Below are 23351 nucleotides of genomic sequence, written 5' to 3'. Positions count from 1 at the left end.
GAGGACGGGCCGTTGAACGCGGCCACCGAGATCCGGCCGCCGAAGCCGCCGATCAGCCCCTCGGCGGCCTCCTGGCCGACCGCCAGCGACACCATCCCGCCGCCACCGGCCAGTTCGATCAGCGCCCGGCTGCGCAACGCGACCACCCGGGCGCCGTCCTCCACGGACAGCGCACCAGCCACCACCGCCGCGGCGATCTCACCCTGCGAGTGACCGATCACCGCCGACGGCTCCACACCGTGCGCCCGCCACACCTCCGCCAGCGACACCATCACGGCCCACAGCACCGGCTGGACCACGTCCACCCGGGACAGCAGCTCCTCGTCGTCCAGGGCCACGGTGAGCGACCAGTCGATGTACGGCGCCAGCGCCGCCTCGCACTCGGCCAACCTGGCCGCGAACACCGGTGCGGTGGCGGCCAGTTCACGCCCCATGCCGAGCCACTGCGAGCCCTGGCCCGGGAAGACGAACACCACGTCGCCGGGGACCGCCCGGCCCTTCACGACGCCCTCGCCGTCGAGGGTGCCCAGGCCGTCCAGCAGGGCGGCCCGGTCGGCGCCCAGCACCACGGCGCGGTGTTCCAGGGCGGCCCGGGACAGCAGCGAGCGGGCCACCTCCGGCCCCGCGAGCTCGGGGCGCCCGGCCGCGAACTCCCGCAGCCGCTCGGCCTGCTCGGTGAGCGCGGCCGGGGTACGGCCCGACAGCAGCCAGGGCTGCGGGCCCTCGGCGGCCTCGGGCTCCACGGTCCCGACGACCGGCACGGACTCCAGGATGACGTGGGCGTTGGTGCCGCTGATGCCGAAGGAGGACACCGCCGCGCGGCGCGGCCGGTCGAGCTCCGGCCACGGCCGGGCCTCGGTGAGCAGCTCCACCGCCCCGGCCGACCAGTCCACGTGCGGGGACGGCGCGTCCACGTGCAGGGTGGCGGGCAGCAGGCCGTTGCGCAGCGCCTGCACCATCTTGATCACGCCCGCCACGCCGGCGGCGGCCTGGGCGTGGCCGATGTTGGTCTTCACCGAGCCGAGCCAGAGCGGCTCACCGGCGCGCTCCTGGCCGTAGGTCGCGAGCAGCGCCTGGGCCTCGATCGGGTCGCCGAGCCGGGTGCCGGTGCCGTGCGCCTCGACGGCGTCCACCTCGGCGGCGGTCAGTCCGGCGTTGGCCAGGGCCTGCCGGATCACCCGCTGCTGGGCGGGCCCGTTGGGCGCGGCGAGGCCGTTGGAGGCGCCGTCCTGGTTGATCGCGCTGCCGCGGATCACCGCGAGCACCTGGTGGCCGTTGCGGCGGGCCTCGGACAGCCGCTCCAGCACCAGGATGCCGACGCCCTCGGCCCAGGAGGTGCCGTCGGCGGCGGCCGCGAAGGCCTTGCACCGGCCGTCGGCCGCCAGGCCGTTCTGCTTGTCGAACTCGGCGAACACCCCCGGGGAGACCATCACGGCGACACCGCCGGCCAGCGCCAGCTCGCACTCGCCGCGGCGCAGCGACTGGGCGGCCAGGTGCAGGGCGACCAGCGAGGAGGAGCAGGCCGTATCCACGGTGACCGCGGGGCCCTCCAGGCCGAAGGTGTACGCGATCCGGCCGGACAGCACGCTGCTGACGGTGCCGGTGAGCAGGTGGCCCTCGACGTTGGCGGGCATCTCCATGCCGAGGCCGTAGCCGGAGGCGGAGGCGCCGATCACCACGCCGGTGGACGAGTGGCCGAGGGAGTACGGGTCGATGCCGGCGTTCTCGAACGCCTCCCAGGCCGTCTCCAGCACCAGGCGCTGCTGCGGGTCCATCGCGAGGGCCTCGCGCGGCGAGATGCCGAACATGCCGGCGTCGAAGTCGGTGGCGTCCTCGACGAAGCCGCCGCGCCGGACGTAGCCGCCGCCCTCGGGCCAGCCGCGGTCGGTGGGGAAGCCTGTGACGCCGTCCCGGCCCTCGGTGACCATCGCCCACAGCTGCTCGGCCGAGCGGACCCCGCCCGGGTAGCGGCAGCTCATGCCGACGATCGCGATCGGCTCGTCGTCCGCCGCGGCCGCCACCGGGCGCGCCGGCCGGGCCTCGTCGGGGGTGCCGAACAGCTCGCCGAGCAGGTACTCGGTCAGCGCGGCCGGCGTCGGGTGGTCGAAGACCAGCGTCGCCGCCAGCTTCAGGCCGGTCTCCGCGCCGAGCCGGTTGCGCAGCTCCACGGCGGTCAGCGAGTCGAAGCCCAGGTCGCGGAAGGCGCGTCGCGGCGCCACCGCCTCGGTCGTCGGGCGTCCCAGCACCAGCGCGGTGCGGTCCCGGACCACCTCCAGCAGCAGCCGGGACCGCTCGCCCTCGGGGGCGGCGGCGAGCGAGTCCCGCAACTCCGAGGAGGGGGCGGACGATCCGGTGTCCCCGGCCGCGTCGGCCCGGTCGGCCAGGCCGCTCAGCAGCGGGCTGGGCCGGCCGGAGACGAAGGCGGGCCCGAACCGCTCCCAGTCGACGTCCGCGACGGCCACGCAGCCCTCGTCCCGGTCGACGACCCCGGCCAGCGCCCGGATCGCCGCCGTACGGTCCAGCGCGGACAGGCCGCGGCGGCGCAGGTACTCCTCGAAGCCGGCGTCCGCGGCCATGCCGGCCTCGGCCCACGGGCCCCAGGCGACCGAGGTCCCGGCCAGGCCGCGGGCCCGTCGGGCCTCCACCAGCGCGTCCAGGAAGGCGTTCCCGGCCGCGTAGGCGCCCTGGCCGCCGCTGCCCCAGGTGGCGGCGATGGAGGAGAAGACCACGAACAGGTCGACGTCGCCGGCCAGTTCGTCCAGGAGCGCGGCCCCGGCGGCCTTGCCGCCGATCACCTCGGCGACGGCCTCGGCGTCGGTGTCCATCAACGGTCCCGGCGCGCCGACCCCGGCGGTGTGCACCACGCCGCTCAGCGGGTGGTCGGCCGGGATCCCGGCCAGCAGCCCGGACAGCGCCTCCCGGTCGGTCACGTCGCAGGCGGCGACGGTCACCCGGGTGCCCAGCGCGGTCAGTTCGGCCACCAGCTCGTCCGCTCCCGGCGCGGCCGGGCCGCGGCGGCTGGTCAGCAGCAGGTGGGGCACGCCCCGCCCGGCCAGCCAGCGCGCCACGTCCCCGCCGAGGGCACCCGTGCCACCGGTGATCAGGACGGTGCCGTCGGTGCTCCACTCCGCCGCGGGCGCCCCGGGCAGCGGTGCCCGGACCACCCGGCGGCCGAGCACCCGCGCCCCGCGCAGGGCCAGCTGGTCCTCCCCGCCCGCGCCCGCGAGCAGCGCCGCCAGCCGGCGGCCCTCCTCGGCGGTGACGGTCTCCGGCAGGTCGACCAACCCGCCCCAGCGGCCGGGGTGTTCGAGCGCCGCGACCCGGCCGAGGCCCCACAGCAGGGACTGCTCGGGGGCCGGCGACCGGTCCTCGTCCCCGGTCGACACCGCGCCCCGGGTCAGGCACCAGAGCGGAGCCTGCGAGCCCGCGTCCCCGAGTGCCTGGACCAGCAGCAGCAGGGCGCCGAGGTCGGCGGGCACCGGAAGGCCCGCGGCGGCCGAACCGGCAACGAACACCACGCCGGCGAGGTCCTCGGCGGCCAACCGCCCGGCGAGGGCAGGCCGGTCTCCGGTCAGCGGCAGCCGGGTGACCCGCGCACCGGCGGCCAGCAGCGCGGCGGCCACGTCCTCGGCGGCCGCGGACTCGTCCGCGGTGGCGAGCAGCCAGGTGCCGTTCGGCCCGGCGGCGTCCGGCAGCGGCAGCGGCTGCCACTCCACCCGGTAGCGCCAGGAGTCGACCACCGCCTCCTGGCGGCGCGAGCGCCGCCAGGCGGAGAGCGCCGGGACGACGCCGTCCAGCACCTCCGGGGTGTCCGACAGCCGCAGGGTGGCGGCCAGCTCCGGGACGTCGGCGCGCTCCACGGCCGCCCAGAAGCGGGCGTCCTCGGCCGAGCCGGGCGCGTCGAGCGGGACGTCGGGCCAGTAGCGCTCGCGCTGGAAGGCGTACGTCGGCAGGTCGAGCCGGCGGCCGGCCGACAGCACGGACCGCCAGTCGAGTTCGGTGCCGCTCGTCCACAGGGTGGCGAGCGCGGTCAGCGCGGTCTCGGACTCCGCGCGGTCACGGCGCATCAGCGGGGCGGCCACGCCCTCGGCGAGCTGCTGCCCGACCAGGCCCGACAGCACGGCGTCCGGGCCCAGCTCGACGTAGCGGGTCACGCCCTCGCGGTGCAGGGCCTCGACGCCGTCGGCGAAGCGGACGGCGTCGCGGACCTGCCGCACCCAGTAGTCGGGGGTGGACAGCAGGCCGGGCTCGGCGAGTTCGCCGGTCAGGTTGGAGACGACCGGGATCTGCGGCTCGGCGAAGGTCAACCCACCGAGTACGGCGGCGAATTCGGCAAGCATCGGCTCCATCAGCGCCGAGTGGAAGGCGTGCGAGACCGTCAGCCGACGGGCCTTGCGACCCTCGGCCGACCAGCGCGCGGCGTACTCCTCGACCACGTCCGCCGATCCGGAAACCACCACGGAGGCAGGCCCGTTGACGGCCGCCACATCCAGCCGGTCGCCGATCGCGTCACGGATCTCGGCCTCGGCGGCCTGCACCGCCAGCATCGCGCCGCCCTCGGGCAGCGCGTCCATCAGCCGGCCCCGCGCCGCCACCAGCTCACAGGCGTCCGCCAGCGAGAACACGCCCGCCACATGGGCGGCCGCCACCTCACCGATCGAGTGCCCGAGCAGGAAATCGGCCGTCACGCCCCAGGATTCGAGCAGCCGGTACGAAGCGACCTCGACCGCGAACAGCCCGGCCTGCGCCCACACCGTACGGTCCAGATCCTCCGCGCCCTCGAAGACGACCTCCCGCACCGACCGCCCGAGCCTCCCGTCCAGCTCCGCGCAGACCGCGTCGAAAGCCGCCGCGAACACCGGGAACGCCTCGTACAGCTCCCGGCCCATCCCGACCCGCTGCGCACCCTGCCCAGTGAACAGGAACGCCGTCCGCCCCTCCACCGCGACACCCGCGACCACGCCGCCCGTCGGACGACCGTCCGCCAGCGCGCCGAGGCCGTCCAGCAGCCCCTCACGGCCACCGGTGCCCAGCACCACCGCGCGGTGGGCCAGCGCGGCCCGGGTCGTCGCCAGGGACCACGCCGCGTCGCCCGCGTCCACGTCCGGCCCGAACCGCTCGGCCAGCCGCGCCGCTTGGCCCCGCAGCGCCTGCGGGCTCTGCGCCGACACCGGCCACGCCACCGGGCGGACGCCCTGCCCGGGCGCCTCCGGCTCCGTCCGCGGCTCGGCCTCGGCCGGGCTCTCCTCGATGAGCACATGGGCGTTGGTACCGCTGACACCGAACGCGGAGACACCGATCCGCCGGGTCCGCTCCGCCTGCGGCCAGGGCCGGGCCTCGGTCAGCAGCTCGACGCCGCCGCCCGTCCACTCGACGTGCGGGGTGGGCGCGTCCACGTGCAGGGTCGCCGGGAGCACGCCGTTGCGCAGCGCCAGCACGCTCTTGATCACGCCGACCGCGCCGGCGGCGGCCTGGGTGTGGCCGACATTGGACTTCAGCGAGCCGAGCAGCAGCGGCCGGTCGGCCGTGCGGCCCCGGCCGTAGACGGCCTGCAGCGCCTCGGCCTCGATCGGGTCGCCGAGGCGGGTTCCGGTGCCGTGCGCCTCCACGGCGTCCACGTCGGCCGCCTCCAGCCGGGCGTTGGCCAGCGCCTGCCGGATCACCCGCTCCTGCGAGGGACCGTTCGGCGCCGTCAGACCGTTGGACGCACCGTCCTGGTTGACCGCGCTGCCCCGTACCACCGCCAGCACCTCGTGCCCGTTGCGGCGGGCGTCGGAGAGCCGTTCCAGCAGCAGGACGCCGACGCCCTCGGACCAGCCGGTGCCGTCCGCCGCCGCCGCGAAGGACTTGCAGCGGCCGTCGGCGGCCAGGCCGCCCTGCTTGCCGAACTCGGCGAAGGCTGCCGGGGTGCTGATCACCGCGACGCCGCCGACCAGGGCCAGGCCGCACTCTCCCTGGCGCAGCGACTGGACCGCCAGGTGCAGCGCCACCAGCGCGGAGGAGCACGCGGTGTCCACGGTGACGGCCGGGCCCTCCAGCCCGAACACGTACGAGAGCCGGCCGGAGAGCACCCCGCTCGCGGTGCCGGTCAGGTGGTATCCCGCGGTGTTCTCCGGGAGCCGTCCGGCTCCGTCGTAGCCGGACGGGGAGGCGCCGACGAAGACGCCGGTCGCCGTGCCGGCCACCGAGTGGGGATCGATGCCCGCCCGTTCGAAGGTCTCCCAGGCGACCTCCAGCAGCAGCCGCTGCTGCGGGTCCATCGCCAGCGCCTCGCGCGGGTTGATGCCGAACAGCTCGGCGTCGAACCCGGTCGCGTCGCCGAGGAAGCCGCCCCGGCGGGCGTAGTCGCGGCTGCCGGGGAAGGACTCCTCCCAGCCGCGGTCGGTCGGGAACCCGCCGATCGCGTCGGTGCCGTCCGCGACCAGCCGCCACAGGTCCTCCGGGCCGGTGACGCCGCCCGGCAGCCGGCAGCCCAGCGCGACGATCGCGATCGGCTCGCGGGCCGCCGCCTGGATCTCCCGGTTCTGCCTGCGCAGGCGCTCGACCTCCTTGAGGGAGGCCCGAAGTGCTTCGACCGCCTTGTCACCGCGGGTGTTCATCGATTTCTCCATGGCTCAGGCGTCGTCTCGTTCGGTGTTCAGGGCCATCTCGATCAGCGCGTCGGCGTCCAGATCGTCCAGGTCGTCAAGGCCGTCCTCGTCGTCCGGCACGTCCGGCACGTCCGGCCGGTCCGGACCGTCGGGCCCGTCGGGTGTGCCGGGTGTGCCCGACGGCGCCGGGTCCGCCAGGCTCAGCAGGGTGTCCATCAGTCCGGCCTCCCGCAGCCGCTCGATCGGGATGGCCGCCAGCGCCGCGCGGACCGCCGCCTCGTCCGACACGGCGGGCCCCTCCTCGGTCAGGACGCCCAGCTCCTCGCCGAGGAAGGCGGCCACCCGCTGGGGGGTGCGGTGGTTGAACACCAGGCTCGGCGGCAGGCGCAGGCCGGTCACCCGGCTCAGCCGGTTGCGCAGCTCGACCGCGGTCAAGGAGTCGAAGCCGAGGTCCTTGAACGCCTGGCCGGCCGTGACGGAGCGGCCGTCCTGGTAGCGCAGCACGGTGGCCGCCTCGGCCCGCACCACGTCGACCAGGATCTGCGGGCGCCGGCGCGGCGGCGCCGCCGCCAGCCGGGCGGCGAGGGCGGACGCCTCGTCGGCGTCTTCCGCCGCGGCCGGCTCCGCGCTCGCGGCCGCCGCCGGCTCGTCCAGCAGTTCGTGCAGCAGCGGGCTGGGCCGGGCGGAGGTGAACGCCGCGCCGAAGACCTCCCAGTCCACGTCGGCCACGGTCAGACCGCTCTCCGCCCGGTCGACGGCCTGGGCGAGGGCCTGAACGCCGAGTTCGGGATCCATCGGGGTGACGCCGCGGCGCAGCAGGCCGCCGGTGTCCCCGCTGACGGCCAGTCCGGCGCCCGCCCACGCTCCCCAGGCCACCGAGGTGCCGGCCAGGCCGCGGGCCCGGCGGTGCTCCACCAGTGCGTCCAGGAAGGCGTTGCCCGCCGCGTACGCGCCCTGTCCGCCGCCGCCCCAGACCGCGGCGATCGAGGAGAAGACGACGAACTGCTCCAGGTCGAGCCCGGCGGTCAGCTCGTGCAGGTGCACCGCTCCCCCGAGCTTCGCGGCCAGCACCGCGTCGAGCCGGTCGGCGTCGGCCTCGTCCAGCCGGCCCAGGCCGTCGACCCCGGCGGCGTGCAGCACGGCGGTCAGCGGCAGGTCCTGCGGCACGGCGGCCAGCACGCGGGCCAGGGCGTCGCGGTCGGCCACGTCGCACGCGGCGAGGGTGACCCGGCTGCCGTACCCGGCCAGTTCGGCCGCGAGTTCCCGCGCGCCCGGGGTGTCCGCCCCGCGCCGGCCGAGCAGCACCAGGTGCGCGGCGCCGCGCCGGGCCAGCCACCGGGCGGAGTCGGCGCCGAGCGCGCCCAGCCCACCGGTCACCAGGACCGTTCCGGTGGGCCGCCAGCCCTCGGGCGCCGGAACGGCGGTGTCCAGCGGGGCGCGCACCAGCCGGCGGGCCAGCAGGCCCGTCCCGCGGATCGCGACCTGGTCCTCACCGGGGTCCTCGCCGAGCAGGACGGTCAGCAGGTCGGCGGCACGGGCGTCCACAGTGACCGGAAGGTCGACCAGGCCGCCCCAGCGCTCCGGGTTCTCCAGCGCGGCCACCCGGCCGAGGCCCCAGACGGACGCCTGGGCCGGGCTGTCCAGCGGATCGTCCCCGCCGGTGCGGACGGCGCCCCGGGTGGCCACCCAGAGCGGCGCCTCGATCCCCGCGCGGCCGAGCGCCTGAAGCAGGGCCACGGTGCCGGCGGTGCCCTCGGGCAGCGCCGATCCGGGCAGCGCGGAGCCGACCGCGGCGGTCAGCGACAGGACCCCGGAGACCTCACCCGCCGCTCCGGCCGCCTCGGCGAGCCGGGCGGCCAGCGCGTCCCGGCCGGTGCCCGGGTCGACCACGACGGTGACCTCGGCCCCGGCGGACCGGAGCGCGGCCGTGGCCCACTCGGTCAGCTCGGAGTCCTGCGGCGCGACGACCAGCCAGCCGCCGTCCAGCAGCCCCGTGGCGGGCAGACCGGTCAGCGGCGTCCAGTCGACGCGGTAGCGCCAGCCGTCGATCGTCGCGTCCCGGCGGCGCCGGGTCCGCCACGCGGCGAGCGCGGGCACGACCGGGTCCAGCGCCTGCGGGCCGAGGTCCAGCGTGTCGGCCAGCTCCGCGAGGTCGCCGCGTTCCACGGCGGCCCAGAACCCGGCCTCCGCCGGGTCCGCCGGGTCGGCGTCCTGCGGCTTGCCGGCCGGGGCCTGGACCGGGTCCGGCCAGTAGCGGTCCCGTTGGAAGGCGTAGGTCGGCAGCGGAAGGTGATGGGCCGTGGGCAGCAGCGCGGACCAGTCGATCGCGGCACCCGCCGTCCAGAGCGCGGCCAGCGCGGTCAGGACGGTCTCGCGGCCGTCCCGGTCCTTGCGCAGCAGCGGCACGCCGACCGCGTCGGGGGCGCTCTGCGCGGCGAGCGCGGTCAGCACGCCGTCGGGGCCGAGCTCGACGTAGCGGGTCATGCCCTCGCGGTGCAGGGCCTCGACGCCGTCGGCGAAGCGGACGGCCTCACGGACCTGGCGCACCCAGTAGTCGGGGGTGGACAGCAGGCCGGGCTCGGCGAGTTCGCCGGTCAGGTTGGAGACGACCGGGATCCTCGGCTCGGCGAAGGTCAACCCACCGAGTACGGCGGCGAATTCGGCGAGCATCGGCTCCATCAGCGCCGAGTGGAAGGCGCGCGAGACCGTCAGCCGACGGGTCTTGCGACCCTCGGCCTTCCAGCGCGCCGCGAACTCCTCCACCGCCTCGACCGGACCGGAAACCACCAGCGAGGTCGGGCCGTTGACGGCCGCCACGTCCAGCCGGCCGCCGATCGCCTCGCGGACCTCGGCCTCGGTCGCCTGCACGGCGAGCATCGCGCCGCCGCTCGGCAGCGCGTCCATCAGCCGGCCGCGCGCCGCCACCAGGGCGCACGCGTCCGCGAGCGAGAACACGCCCGCCACCTGGGCGGCGGCGATCTCACCGATCGAGTGCCCGAGCAGGAACTCCGGTGCCACGCCCCAGGATTCGAGCAGCCGGAACGAGGCGACCTCGACCGCGAACAGCCCGGCCTGCGCCCACACCGTACGGTCCAGGTCCTCGGTGCCCTCGAACACCACGTCCTTCACCGGCCGGTCCAGCAGCAGGTCGAACTCCGCGCAGACCGCGTCGAAGGCCGCCGCGAAGGCGGGGAAGGCCTCGTACAGCTCCCGGCCCATCCCGACCCGCTGCGCACCCTGACCGGTGAACAGGAACGCCGTTCGGCCCTCCGTCGCGACACCGGAGACGACCCCGCCCGCGGACCGCCCGTCCGCCAGCGCGGCCAGACCGTCCAGCAGTGCCGCCCGGTCGTCGCCGAACACCACCGCACGGTGCTCCAGCGCGGCCCGGGAGAGCAACGTCGACGCCACCTCCACCGGCCCGAACTCGGGCTCCCCGCCGATGAATTCCGCCAGCCGCCCGGCCTGCGCCGCCAGCGCGCCGGTCGAGCGTCCCGACACGAGCCAGGGCAGCACGCCCCGTGCGGTCTCCGTCTCCTCGACCGCCACCGCCGGAGCGGCCTCCAGGATCACATGGGCGTTGGTGCCGCTGATCCCGAAGGAGGACACGCCCGCGCGACGCGGGCGACCGGCCTCCGGCCACGGCCGGGCCTCGGTCAGCAGCTCCACCGCGCCCGCCGACCAGTCCACCTCGGAGGTCCGCTGCTCCGCGTGCAGGGTGGCCGGCAGCACGCCGTGCCGCAGCGCCTGCACCATCTTGATCACACCCGCCACACCGGCCGCCGCCTGGGTGTGCCCGATGTTCGACTTGATCGAGCCCAGCCACAGCGGCTCACCGTTGCGGCCCTGGCCGTAGGTGGCCAGCAGCGCCTGCGCCTCGATCGGGTCGCCCAGGCTGGTGCCGGTGCCGTGCGCCTCGACGGCGTCGACGTCGGCGGCCGACAGCCCGGCACTCGCCAGCGCCTGACGGATCACCCGCTGCTGAGCCGGACCGTTCGGGGCGGTGAGGCCGTTGGAGGCGCCGTCCTGGTTGACCGCGCTGCCGCGCACCACCGCCAGCACCTCGTGCCCGAGCCGCCGGGCGTCCGACAGCCGCTCCACGACCAGCACGCCGACGCCCTCACCCCAGCCCGTACCGTCCGCGCCGGCCGCGAAGGGCTTGCAGCGGCCGTCCGCCGCCAGCCCGCCCTGCCGGGCGAACTCGGTGAACACCCCGGAGCCGGTCATCACCGTCACACCGCTCGCGAGCGCCAGGTCGCACTCGCCGGAGCGCAGTGCCTGCGCCGCGAGGTGCAGCGCGACCAGCGAGGACGAGCAGGCCGTGTCCACGGTCATCGCCGGGCCCTCCAGCCCGAACGCGTACGCCACCCGGCCGGACAGGACGCTGGTCGCGCCACCGGTCAGCCGGTGACCCTCGGTGTCCTGGGGCAGGTCCACGTCGACGCCGTAGTAGGACGGCGCGGCGCCGGCGAAGACGCCGATCTGCTCGCCCTTGAGCGCCCTGGGATCGAGGCCGGCGGATTCGAAGGCCTCCCAGGAGGCCTCCAGCAGCAGCCGCTGCTGCGGGTCCATCGCCAGCGCCTCGCGCGGCGAGATCCCGAACAGGCCGGCGTCGAAGTCCGCGACGCCGTCGACGAAGCCCCCGAGGGTGGCGTAGGCGCCGGACTGCCCGGTGAGGTCCCAGCCGCGGTCGGCCGGGAACCGCACGATCCCGTCCCCGCCCGTGGAGACCAGTCGCCACAGGTCGGCCGGGGAGGCCACGTGGCCGGGGAAGCGGCAGGACATGCCGACGATGGCGATCGGCTCGCCGGGGTCGGCGACGGCAGCCGTCGCGCGGGGCCGGCCGGCCTCCTCGGCCGCGCCGAGCAGCAGGGTGGCGAGGAAGTCCGCGAGGGCCGCGGCCGTCGGGTAGTCGAACACCAGGGTGGCGGGCAGCCGCCGGCCGGTGGCGGTGTTCAGCCGGTTGCGCAGTTCCACCGCGGCCAGCGAGTCGACGCCGAGGTCCTTGAACGCCTGCTGCGGCCCGACCGCCTCGGCACCCGCGTGGCCGAGCACGGTGGCCGTGTTCGTCCGGACCACGTCGAGCAGCAGCTGCCGCCGCTCGCCGTCCTCCAGGCCCCGGAGGCGGCGTTCCAGCGTGGCCTGCCCGCCCGTCACCGGGCCGTCGGCGGCCTGCCGCAGGGTGGGGCGGACCAGGCCGCGCAGCAGGGACGGCGGCTCGGCGCCCGAGGCGCGGGCGGCCGCGAGGTCGAGCGGGACCGGCAGCAGGTGCGCGGCGGGCAGGGCGACCGCGCGATCGTGGAGGGCCAGTCCGAGCTCGGCGGTCAGCGTGCCGGAGAGCCGGTCGCCGCTGGTCACGGTGGAACCCTCGGCGAGGTGCCCGGTGAGGGCGCTGGCCTTCGCCCACAGGCCCCAGCCGAGCGACTGCGCGGGCAGGCCGTGCGCCCGGCGGTGCGCGGCGAGGGCGTCCAGGAAGGCGTTGGCGGCCGCGTAGTTGGCCTGGCCGCCGGTGCCGAAGGTCCCCGCGGCGGAGGAGTAGAGCACGAACGCGGCCAGGTCGGCGTCGGCGGTGAGCTCGTGCAGGTTGACGGCCGCGTCCACCTTGGGACGCAGCACCGCGTCGAGCCGGGCCGGGGTGAGCGCACCGAACACGCCGTCGTCCAGGACGCCCGCGGTGTGCACCACGCCGGTGAGCGGGTGCTCGGCGGGGATCGCGGCGAGCACCGCGGCCAGCGCCTCGCGGTCGGCGGCGTCGCAGGCCACGACGGTCGCCTCGGCGCCCAGGTCCCGCAGTTCGGCGACCAGCTCCGCGGCGCCGGGCGCCTCCGGGCCCTGACGGCTCAGCAGGAGAAGGTGCCGCACGCCGCGCCCGGCCGCCAGGTGGCGGGCCAGCAGCCCGCCCAGGGTGCCGGTGCCACCGGTGATCAGGACGGTGCCCTCGGGATCGAGCGGCGCCGGGACGGTGAGGACGTTCTTGCCGATGTGCTTGGCCTGGCCGATGTGCCGGAAGGCCTCGACGGCGTTGCGCACGTCCCAGACCGTGGTCGGCAGGTCGTGCAGCGCGCCGGCGTCGAACAGGGCGATGACCTCGGCGAGGATCTCGCCCATCCGCACCGGTCCGGCCTCGCCGAGGTCGAAGGCGCGGTAGCGGACGTCCTCGCGCGGGAGGTCGGTGCGGACGTCGGCCTTGCCCATCTCCAGGAAGCGGCCGCCGGGCGCGAGCAGGCGCAGCGAGGCGTCGACGAACTCGCCGGCCAGCGCGTTGAGCACGACGTCCACGCCGCGTCCGCCGGTGGCGGCCCGGAAGGACTCCTCGAAGTCCAGGTCGCGGGAGGAGGCGATGCGGGAGTCGTCGAGGCCCTGGGCTCGCAGCACGTCCCACTTGCCGGCGCTGGCCGTGCCGTAGACGTCGAGGCCCAGGTGCCGGCCGAGCTGGACGGCGGCCATGCCGACGCCCCCGGCCGCGGCGTGCACCAGCACGGACTCGCCGGGCCGGACGTCGGCCAGGTCGCGCAGCCCGTAGTAGGCCGTCGCGAACACCAGCGGGACGGCGGCGGCCCGGCCGAAGGTCCAGCCGTCGGGGATGCGGGCCAGCAGGTCGCGGGCCGTGACCGCGGTGGCGGCGATGCCGCCGGAGAAGAAGCCGAACACCCGGTCGCCGGGGGCGAGATCGGTGACGCCGGGGCCGGTCCCGACCACCACGCCGGAGGCCTCGGCGCCCATCGGCGCGCGCTCCGGGTACATGCCGAGCGCGAGCAGCACGTCGCGGAAGTTCACGCCGGCGGCGCGGACGGCGACCCGCACCTCGCCGGGGCCGAGCGGCCGGTCGGCGTCCGGCGCGGGGACCAGGGCGAGGTTCTCCAGCGTCCCGGGGCCGAGGGTGTCCAGGCGCCAGGCCTCCCGGCCGGACGGTACGGCGAGCGTGTCCGAGGGCCGGGCCAGCCGGGCGGCGAGGACGGCGCCGTCGCGGACGGCCAGCACCGGCTCGTCGCCGTGGGCGGCGACCGGGCACCAGTCGTCGGCCGGGGCCTCGCCGTCCAGGTCGACCAGCACGATCCGGCCGGGGTTCTCGGTCTGCGCGGAGCGGACCAGGCCCCGGACCGCGGCGGCGACCAGGTCGACCGGCTCCTGGCCGACGGCGACGGCACCACGGGTCACGACCACCAGCCGGGTGTCCGCCAGCCGCACCTCGGCCAGCCAGGCCTGGAGGTCCGTCAGGAGGCGGCCCGCCGTCTCCCGCACCCTGGCCGGCAGGTCGACGGCCTCGGCGGCCGTGACGGGGACGGGCAGCACGACGGCCTGCGGCACCGGGCGTCCGTCGTCGAGCGCGGCGACCAGCTCGGCGATCCCGGCGTACCGGGGCGCGCCGAGCGGCGGGACGGCGGGCGCGGGGGTGTCCGCGCCGCCCGGGGTGGGCGCACCGAGCACGGCCCAGGTCGCGGGCCCTGCACCGGTGGCGCCCGCCGGCGTGACCGGGGTCCAGTCCAGCGCGAACAGCGCCTCGGCGACGGCCGGGCCGACGGCGGGGCGCAGCTGCTCGGCCTCGACCTCCCGCAGCACCAGGGACTCGATGGTCATGACGGGCGCCCCGGTGCCGTCGGCGACGCTCAGCGCCACGCCGTCGGCGGTCACGGTCAGGGTCACCCGCAGCACGGCGGCACCGGCCGCGTGCAGCCGGACGCCGGTCCAGGCGAACGGCATCCGGGCGGCCCGGTGGGCGTCCACGGCGGCGGAGAAGCCGACCGCGTGCAGCGCGGCGTCCAGCAGCGCGGGGTGCAGGCCGTACGCCTGCGCCTGACCGGCGGCGGCCTCGGGGAGCAGCACCTCGGCGTGGACGCTGTCGCCGTCGCTCCAGGCCGCGTGCAGGCCCTGGAACACCGGTCCGTAGCCGTAGCCGACGGCCGTCAGGCGGTCGTAGAAGCCGTCGAGGTCGACGGGCTCGGCCCCCACGGGCGGCCAGGTCCCGGCAACGGCGGAGCCGTCGGCGGCCGGGGTGGCGGAGCCGTCGGCGGCCGGGGCGGCCGCGCCCGCCGGGGAGAGCACCCCGGTCGCGTGGCACACCCACGCGGAGTCCGCCGCCTCGGAGCGCGACAGGACCTGCACGGTGCGGTCCCCGGCCTCGTCTGCCTCGGAGACGCTCACCTGGACGGCGACGCCGCCCTGCTGCGGCAGCACCAGCGGCGACTGGATCACCAGCTCGCGCAGCACCTCGCAGCCGGCCTCGCGGCCCGCCCTCAGCGCCATCTCCACCAGAGCGGTGCCGGGGACGAGCACGGTCTCCAGGACGGCGTGGTCGGCGAGCCAGGGGTGCACGGCCAGGCTCAGCCGCCCGGTCAGCACCAGTCCCCCGCCGTGCAGGGCGACGACCGCGCCCAGCAGGGGGTGCCGGGCCCCGGTCTGGCCGAGGGCCTTCACGTCGCCCGCCCCGGCGGTCGGCTTCGGCCAGTACCGCTGCCGCTGGAAGGCGTAGGTCGGCAGGTCGAGCCGGCGCCCACCGGTGACGACCAGGGACCAGTCGAGTTCGGTGCCGCTCGTCCACAGGGTGGCGAGCGCGGTCAGCGCGGTCTCGGACTCCGCGCGGTCACGGCGCATCAGCGGGGCGACCACGCCCTCGGCGAGCTGCTGCCCGACCAGGCCCGACAGCACGGCGTCGGGCCCCAGCTCGACGTAGCGGGTGACGCCCCGGCCGTGCAGCGCTTCGACGCCGTCGGCGAAGCGGACGGCCTCGCGGACCTGACGGACCCAGTAGGCCGGCGTGGACAGCAGGCCGGGCTCGGCGAGTTCGCCGGTCAGGTTGGAGAGGACCGGGATCTGCGGCTCGGCGAAGGTCAACCCACCGAGGACGGCGGCGAATTCGGCGAGCATCGGCTCCATCAGCGCCGAGTGGAAGGCGTGCGAGACCGTCAGCCGACGGGCCTTGCGGCCCTCGGCCTTCCAGCGAGCCGCGAACTCCTCGATCGTGTCGACCGGACCCGAAACCACCACGGAGGTCGGGCCGTTGACGGCCGCGACGTCCAGGCGGTCGCCGATCTCCGAACGCACCTCGGCCTCGGCGGCCTGCACCGCCAGCATCGCCCCGCCGCTCGGCAGCGCGTCCATCAGCCGGCCCCGCGCCGCCACCAGCTCACAGGCGTCCGCCAGCGAGAACACGCCCGCCACATGGGCGGCCGCCACCTCACCGATCGAGTGCCCGAGCAGGAAATCGGCCGTCACGCCCCAGGATTCGAGCAGCCGGTACGAAGCGACCTCGACCGCGAACAGCCCGGCCTGCGCCCACACCGTACGGTCCAGATCCTCCGCACCCTCGAAGACGACCTCCCGCACCGACCGCCCGAGCCTCCCGTCCAGCTCCGCACAGACCGCGTCGAAAGCCGCCGCGAACACCGGGAACGCCTCGTACAGCTCCCGGCCCATGCCGACCCGCTGCGCACCCTGACCGGTGAAGAGGAACGCCGTCCGCCCCTCCACCGCGACACCGGTCACTACCCCGCCCGTCGGACGACCGTCCGCCAGCGCGGCCAGGCCGTCCAGCAGCGCCGCCCGGTCGGACCCGAGCAGCACCGCGCGGTGCTCCAGCGCGGCCCGGGAGAACAGCGTCCCCGCCACCTCCACCGGTGCGAACTCCGGCTCCCCGCCGAGGAATTCGGCCAGTCGCCCGGCCTGCGCCGCCAGCGCCTCGGACGATCCGCCCGACACCGGCCACGGCGCCATGCCGTTCGGCGCCGGGGGCTCCTCCACCGGAGCCCCCTCCGCCGAAGCCTCCGGCGCCGACTCCAGGATGACGTGGGCGTTGGTACCGCTGATACCGAAGGAGGACACACCCGCGCGGCGCGGACGGTCCGCCTCCGGCCACGGCCGGGCCTCGGTCAGCAGCTCGACCGCGCCGGTCGTCCAGTCGACGTGCGGGGACGGCGCGTCCGCGTGCAGGGTGGCCGGAAGGACGCCCTGCCGCATCGCCTGCACCATCTTGATGACGCCCGCGACACCGGCCGCCGCCTGGGTGTGGCCGATGTTCGACTTGATCGAACCCAGCCACAGCGGCCGCCCCTCGGGGCGCTCCTGCCCGTAGGTGGCCAGCAGCGCCTGCGCCTCGATCGGGTCGCCCAGGCTGGTGCCGGTGCCGTGCGCCTCGACGGCGTCCACCTCGGCCGCCTCCAGGCGGGCGTTGGCCAGCGCCTGGCGGATCACCCGCTCCTGCGAGGGCCCGTTCGGGGCGGTCAGACCGTTGGACGCACCGTCCTGGTTGACCGCGCTCCCCCGGACCACCGCCAGCACCCGGTGCCCGAGCCGCTGCGCGTCCGACAGCCGCTCCAGCACCAGCACGCCGACGCCCTCGCCCCAGCCCGTGCCGTCCGCGCCCGCCGCGAAGGCCTTGCAGCGGCCGTCCGCCGCCAGCCCGCCCTGCCGGTTGAAGCTGGCATACCCGCCGGGGGTGGACATCACGGTGGCGCCGCCCGCGAGCGCCAGGTCGCACTCGCCGGAGCGCAGCGCGTGCGCCGCGAGGTGCAGGGCGACCAGCGAGGACGAGCAGGCCGTGTCCACGGTGACCGCCGGGCCCTCCAGCCCGAACACGTACGAGAGCCGGCCGGACATCACGCTGGCGGTGGTGCCGGTGGCGATGTGCCCCTCCAGGCCCTCCGGGGAGGCGAGCGCGACCAGGCCGTAGTCCTGGCCGTTGGTGCCCGCGAACACCCCGGTTCGGCTGCCGCGCAGCGCGCGCGGGTTCAGGCCGGCGGCCTCGAAGGCCTCCCAGGAGGCCTCCAGCAGCAGGCGCTGCTGCGGGTCCATGGCGGTGGCCTCGCGCGGGCTGATGCCGAAGAACGCCGCGTCGAACTCGTCGGCGTCGTGGAGGAAGCCGCCCTGTCGGGCGTAGTCGTCGTCCTCGTCCTCGGCCCAGCCCCGGTTGGTCGGGAAGTCGCCGACCGCGTCGGCGCGTTCGGCCACCAGCCGCCACAGCTCGGCGGGCGTCCGCACCCCGCCGGGGAAGCGGCAGCCCATGCCGACGATGGCGATCGGCTCCTGCGCGCGGTCCTCGATGGTGCGGATCCGGCGGTGCGCCTGGCGGAGCTCGCCCGTCACCCACTTCAGATGGTCGAGCAGCTTCTGGTCATCCGCCATGGATCTTCCCCTTCACGAACGGTGCCTCGACGACGATCAAGCCGGGCCCCCGAATTCCTTCCGGATGAGGTCGAGGACCTCATCGGCGCTGGCGTCGTCCAGCGCGTCGTCCGATTGCGTCTCGCCCGTGCCCGCCAGGCGGGCCAGCAGGCCCTGGAGCCGGGCGGCGACGTCCGCCCGTTCCCGCTCGTCGGCGTCGAGCCGCAGCAGCCTGGCCTCCAGCCGGTCCAGGTCCGCCACCAGGTCGACCGTCCGGTCGGCCTCCTCGGGCAGCAGCAGGCTGCCGAGGTGGGCGCCGAGCGCGGTGGGCGTCGGGTGGTCGAACACCAGCGTGGCCGGCAGGTTGAGACCGGTCTCGTGGTGCAGCAGGTTGCGGAACTCCACCGCGATCAGCGAGTCGAACCCGATCGAGCGGAACGCCTGGTCCGGTGCGACGGCCTCGGCGCTGTCGCGGCCGAGGACCGCGGCGGCGCGGGCGCGGACCAGGTCGAGCAGCATCCGCTGCCGCTGCGGGGCGGGCAGCGCAGCGAGTTCCCGGCGCAGCCCGGCGGAGCCGTCGAGCACGACCGTCTCGGCCACCGACGGGGCCAGTGCCGCGAACTCCGCCAGGTCGCGCATCAGCGGGTTCGGCCGCGTCCCGGCGAACCGGGGCGCGAAGGTGGGCCAGTCGATGTCCGCGACCACCAGGTTCGGACGGTCCCCGCCGATCGCCCGGGCCAGGGCCCGGACCGCGGAGCGCGGGTCCATCGCCGGGACCCCGCTGCGGCGCAGCCGGTCCGTCACGACCTGACCGGTGGCCATGCCGTCCTGCGCCCACGGGCCCCAGGCCACCGACACACCGGGCAGGCCCCGGTCGTGCCGGTGCTCCATCCAGGCGTCCAGGAAGGCGTTCGCCGCGGCGTAGTTGCCCTGTCCGGCGCTGCCGACGGTGCCGGCCAGCGAGGAGAACGCCACGAAGAAGTCCAGGTCACCGGTGAGTTCGTCCAGGTGCACCAGTCCGGACGCCTTCGCCGCCAGGACGGTGGCGAACCGCTCCGGAGTGAGGGCGTCGAGCGTGCCGTCGTCCAGGACCCCGGCCGCGTGCACCACGCCGATCAGCGGGGCGTCGGACGGGACCTGCGCCAGCACCGCCGCCAGCGCGTCGCGGTCGGCGGCGTCGCAGGCCGCGACGGTCGCCTCGGCGCCCAGTTCGGCGAGTTCGGCGACGAGTTCGGCGGCGCCGGGCGCCTCCGGGCCGCGGCGGCCGGTCAGCAGCAGCCGGGTGACGCCGGACTCGGCGAGCCAGCGGGCGACCACCGCGCCCAGCGCGCCGGTTCCGCCGGTGACCAGCACCGTGCCGGGGCCGGACGGCACCCACGAGGGCTCCGCCGTACCGTCGGTGGCGTCGACCCGGCCGAGGCGCCGCACGAGGGCCTCGCCCGCGCCGCGCACCGCGACCTGGTCCTCGCCCGGTGCGCCGCCCAGCACGCCGGCCAGGGTCCGGCCGGCCGCCGCGTCCACGGTCTCCGGCAGGTCGACCAGGCCGCCCCAGCGCTGCGGGTGCTCCAGCGCGGCGACCCGGCCGAGGCCCCACACCTGCGCCTGCGCCGGGTCGGCGAGCAGGTCGCCGGGGCCGGTCCGGACGGCGCCGCGGGTGAGCGTCCACAGCGGCGTCTTCAGGTTGGCGTCGCCGAGCGCCTGCACCGTCACCAGGGTGGCGGCCACGGCCGGCGACACGGCGCGGTCGGCGTCCGGGCCGTCGTGGGCGGCGGCCAGCAGCACCGCGCCGGCCACGTCGGGCACGCCCTCGACCGCGGCCAGGAGGCGGGCCGCCAGAGCGGCCCGGTCGGGGTCCGCCGGGTCCAGCACGAGGTCGACGGTGCGCGCCCCGGCGGAGCGGATCGCCGTGCGCACGCCCTCGGCCAGGTCCCGGTCGGTCCCGTCGAGGACCAGCACCAGCCAGCTCCCGTCCAGTTCGGGCTCGGCGACCGGAGCCGGGCTCGGCTTCCAGGTGACCTCGTAGCGCCAGCTGTCGAGCACCGAGTCCCGGCGGCGCAGCCGGCGCCAGGAGGAGAGCGCGGGCAGGATCTCGCCGAGCACCTCGGACCGCTCGCCGAGGCGCAGCGTGCCCGCCAGTTCGGCCAGGTCCTCGCGCTCGACGGCCTCCCAGAACCGGGACTCCACGGCGTCCCCGGACGGCAGCGGCGCGGGCGCCGGGGTCGGCCAGAACCGCTCGTGGTGGAAGGCGTACGTCGGCAGGTCGACCCGCCGGCCGCGCGGCAGGACCGCCGGCCAGTCCACCTCGGCGCCGGCCGTCCAGAGCCGGGCCAGCGCGTGCAGCGCCGTCCCGGCCTCGTTCCGGTCGCGCCGCATCACGGGGGCGAACACGGCCTCGGCGACGGACTGCTGGGCCAGCGCGCAGAGCACGCCGTCGGGGCCGAGCTCGACGTAGCGGGTGACGCCCTCGCGGTGCAGGGTCTCGACGCCGTCGGCGAAGCGGACGGCCTCGCGGACCTGCCGGACCCAGTAGTCGGGGGTGGTGAGGAGGCCGGGTTCGGCGATCCCGCCGGTCAGGTTGGAGACGACCGGGATCCTCGGCTCGGCGAAGGTCAACCCGCCGAGTACGGCGGCGAATTCGGCGAGCATCGGCTCCATCAGGGCCGAGTGGAAGGCGTGCGAGACGGTCAGCCGGCTGGTCTTGCGACCCTCGGCCTTCCAGCGCGCCGCGAACTCCTCCACCGCCTCGGTCGGACCGGAAACCACCAGCGAGGTCGGGCCGTTGACGGCGGCGACGTCCAGGCGGTCGCCGATCGCGTCGCGGATCTCGGCCTCGGTGGCCTGCACCGCCAGCATCGCGCCGCCGCTCGGCAGCGCGTCCATCAGCCGGCCGCGCGCCGCCACCAGGGCGCACGCGTCCGCGAGCGAGAACACGCCCGCCGCCTGGGCGGCCGCGATCTCACCGATCGAGTGCCCGAGCAGGAACTCCGGCTCCACGCCCCAGGATTCGAGCAGCCGGAAGGACGCCACCTCGACCGCGAACAGCCCGGCCTGCGCCCACACCGTACGGTCCAGATCCTCGGCGCCCTCGAACACCACATCCTTCACCGGCCGGTCCAGCAGCAGGTCGAACTCCGCGCAGACCGCGTCGAAGGCCGCCGCGAACACCGGCTGCGCGTCGTACAACTCCCGTCCCATGCCCGCGCGCTGGGCGCCCTGGCCGGTGAACAGGAAGGCCAGGCGGCCCTCCCGCACGGTTCCGGTGACCACGTCCGCCGAGAAGGCCGCCGAGGCGAGGGCCCCGGCGCCGGAGCGCAGCGCGTCCCGGTCGGCGCCGAGCACGACGGCGCGGTGCGCCAGCCCGGCCCGTCCGGTCGCCAGCGACCAGGCCGCGTCCACCGGGTCGTGGCCGGGTTCGGCGTCCAGGTGCGCGGTGAGCCGCTGTGCCTGGGCCCGCAGCGATTCGGCGCTCTGCCCGGAGAGCAGCCACGGCAGACCGCCCGCCGGCGCGCCAGCCGGGGGCTCCACCGCTTCCGCCGACTCCGCCGGGTCCACCGGGGCGGACTCCAGGATGATGTGGGCGTTGGTGCCGCTGATGCCGAAGGAGGAGACACCGGCCCGGCGCGGCCGGTCCAGCTCCGGCCACGGGCGGGACTCGGTGAGTAGTTCCACCGCGCCCGCCGACCAGTCCACCTCGGAGGTCCGCTGCTCCGCGTGCAGGGTGGCCGGCAGCACGCCGTGCCGCAGCGCCTGCACCATCTTGATCACACCCGCCACACCGGCCGCGGCCTGGGTGTGGCCGATGTTGGACTTGATCGAGCCGAGCCAGAGCGGTTCGCCCGCACGCTCCCGGCCGTACGTGGCCAGCAGTGCCTGCGCCTCGATCGGGTCGCCGAGGCGGGTACCGGTGCCGTGCGCCTCGACGGCGTCGACGTCCGCGGCCGTCAGTCCGGCGTTGGCGAGTGCCTGGCGGATCACCCGCTGCTGGGCGGGGCCGTTCGGGGCGGTGAGGCCGTTGGAGGCGCCGTCCTGGTTGACCGCGCTGCCCCGCACCACCGCCAGCACCCGGTGCCCGTTGCGGCGCGCGTCGGAGAGCCGCTCGACCAGCAGCACGCCGACGCCCTCGCCCCAGCCCGTACCGTCCGCGTCCGCCGCGAAGGCCTTGCAGCGGCCGTCGGCCGCCAGGCCGCCCTGGCGGTCGAACTCGCTGAACACGCCCGGCGTGGACATCACGGTGACACCGCCGGCCAGCGCCAGTTCGCACTCGCCCCGGCGCAGCGCCTGCGCCGCGAGGTGCAGGGCGACCAGCGAGGCGGAGCAGGCCGTGTCCACGGTCAGCGCCGGTCCTTCGAGACCGAAGGCGTACGCCACCCGGCCGGAGAGCACCGCCGCCGCGTTGCCGGTGGCGACGTGCCCCTCGACCTTGTCCTCGGCGGCGGCGAGCAGCGTCGGGTAGTCCTGGCCGTTGGTGCCCGCGAAGACGCCCACGGACCGGCCCCGCGCGGACCGCGGGTCCATTCCGGCGGACTCGAAGGTCTCCCAGACCGTCTCCAGCAGCAGGCGCTGCTGGGGGTCCATCGCCAGCGCCTCGCGCGGCGAGATGCCGAACAGCGTGGCGTCGAACTCCGCGACGCCGTCGAGGAAGCCGCCGACGGCCGCGTACGAGCCCGACCGGTCGGCGAGGTCCCACCCGCGGTCGGCGGGGAAGCCGGTCATCGCGTCCCCGTTGCCGGAGAGCAGCGCCCACAGGGCCTCCGGCGTCCGGGCGCCGCCCGGGAACCGGCAGGCCATGCCGACGATCGCGATCGGCTCGTCCTCGGCGGCGACGGACGCGGTGTCCGGCGCCGGCACCGGGTCGGCCGCACCGTACAGCTCGGCGAACAGGAACTCGCCCAGGGCGATCGGCGTCGGGTGGTCGAAGACCAGGGTGGCCGGCAACCGGAGGCCGGTGCGGGCACCGATCAGGTTGCGGAAGGCCACCGCGGTCAGCGAGTCGAAGCCGATGTCGCGGAAGGCCCGGCCCGGTTCGACGCTCGCGCTCGACGCGTGCCCCAGCACCGCGGCCGCGCAGCCGCGGATCAGGTCCAGCAGCGCCCGGTCGCGCTGGGCGGGGGGCAGCTCCGCGAGCCCCTGCGCCCCGGTCGGTTCCGCCCCGGCGTCGTCGGCCCGGTCGGGCCGGTCGGTCCGGGCCGCTTCGGGCAGCTCGGCCAGCAGCGGGCTGGTCCTGGCCCCGGCGAAGGCGGGCAGCATCCGCGCCCAGTCGACGTCGGCGATCGCCACGAGGTCCTCGCCGTGGTCGACGGCCCTGGCCATCGCCTCCATCGCCAGTCGTGCGTCCATCGGCGTCAGTCCGGCGCGCCGGACCCGGTCGGCCACCACGTCCTCGGTGGCCATGCCCTGCTCCGCCCAGGCGCCCCAGGCGATCGAGAGTCCGGCGAGACCGCGGTCGCGGCGCCGCTGGATCCAGGCGTCCAGGAAGGCGTTCGCCGCCGCGTAGTTGCCCTGCCCGGCACTGCCCAGCGTCCCCGCCAGCGAGGAGAACACCACGAACAGGTCCAACTCCAGCCCGGCCGTCAACTCGTCCAGGTGCAGCAGCCCACCGACCTTGCCCGCGAAGACCGTCTCGAAACGCTCCGCCGACTGTGCGTCCAGCATCCCGTCGTCCAC

The 23351-nt window shown here is 76.4% G+C and carries 3 protein-coding genes; all 3 read right to left on the bottom strand.

Translation table 11 applies throughout. The features are described 5' to 3' along the window. A partial coding sequence (locus ACWGJO_RS35040; protein ID WP_452189786.1) for a type I polyketide synthase occupies positions 1-6599 on the bottom strand: 6599 nt, incomplete at its 3' end. 15 nt (positions 6600-6614) lie between these two features. Then, positions 6615-17708 carry a type I polyketide synthase gene (locus ACWGJO_RS35035; RefSeq protein ID WP_452189785.1) on the bottom strand — a complete coding sequence of 3698 codons (11094 nt, stop codon included), beginning with the start codon at positions 17706-17708 and terminating at the stop codon, positions 6615-6617. Between the two features lie 36 nt (positions 17709-17744). Further along, the coding region (locus ACWGJO_RS35030; protein WP_452189784.1) for a type I polyketide synthase at positions 17745-23351 on the bottom strand (5607 nt) is incomplete at its 5' end.

The organism is Kitasatospora sp. NPDC054795 (genome assembly GCF_053611565.1).
This window is presented reverse-complemented; position numbering and strand designations above follow the sequence as displayed.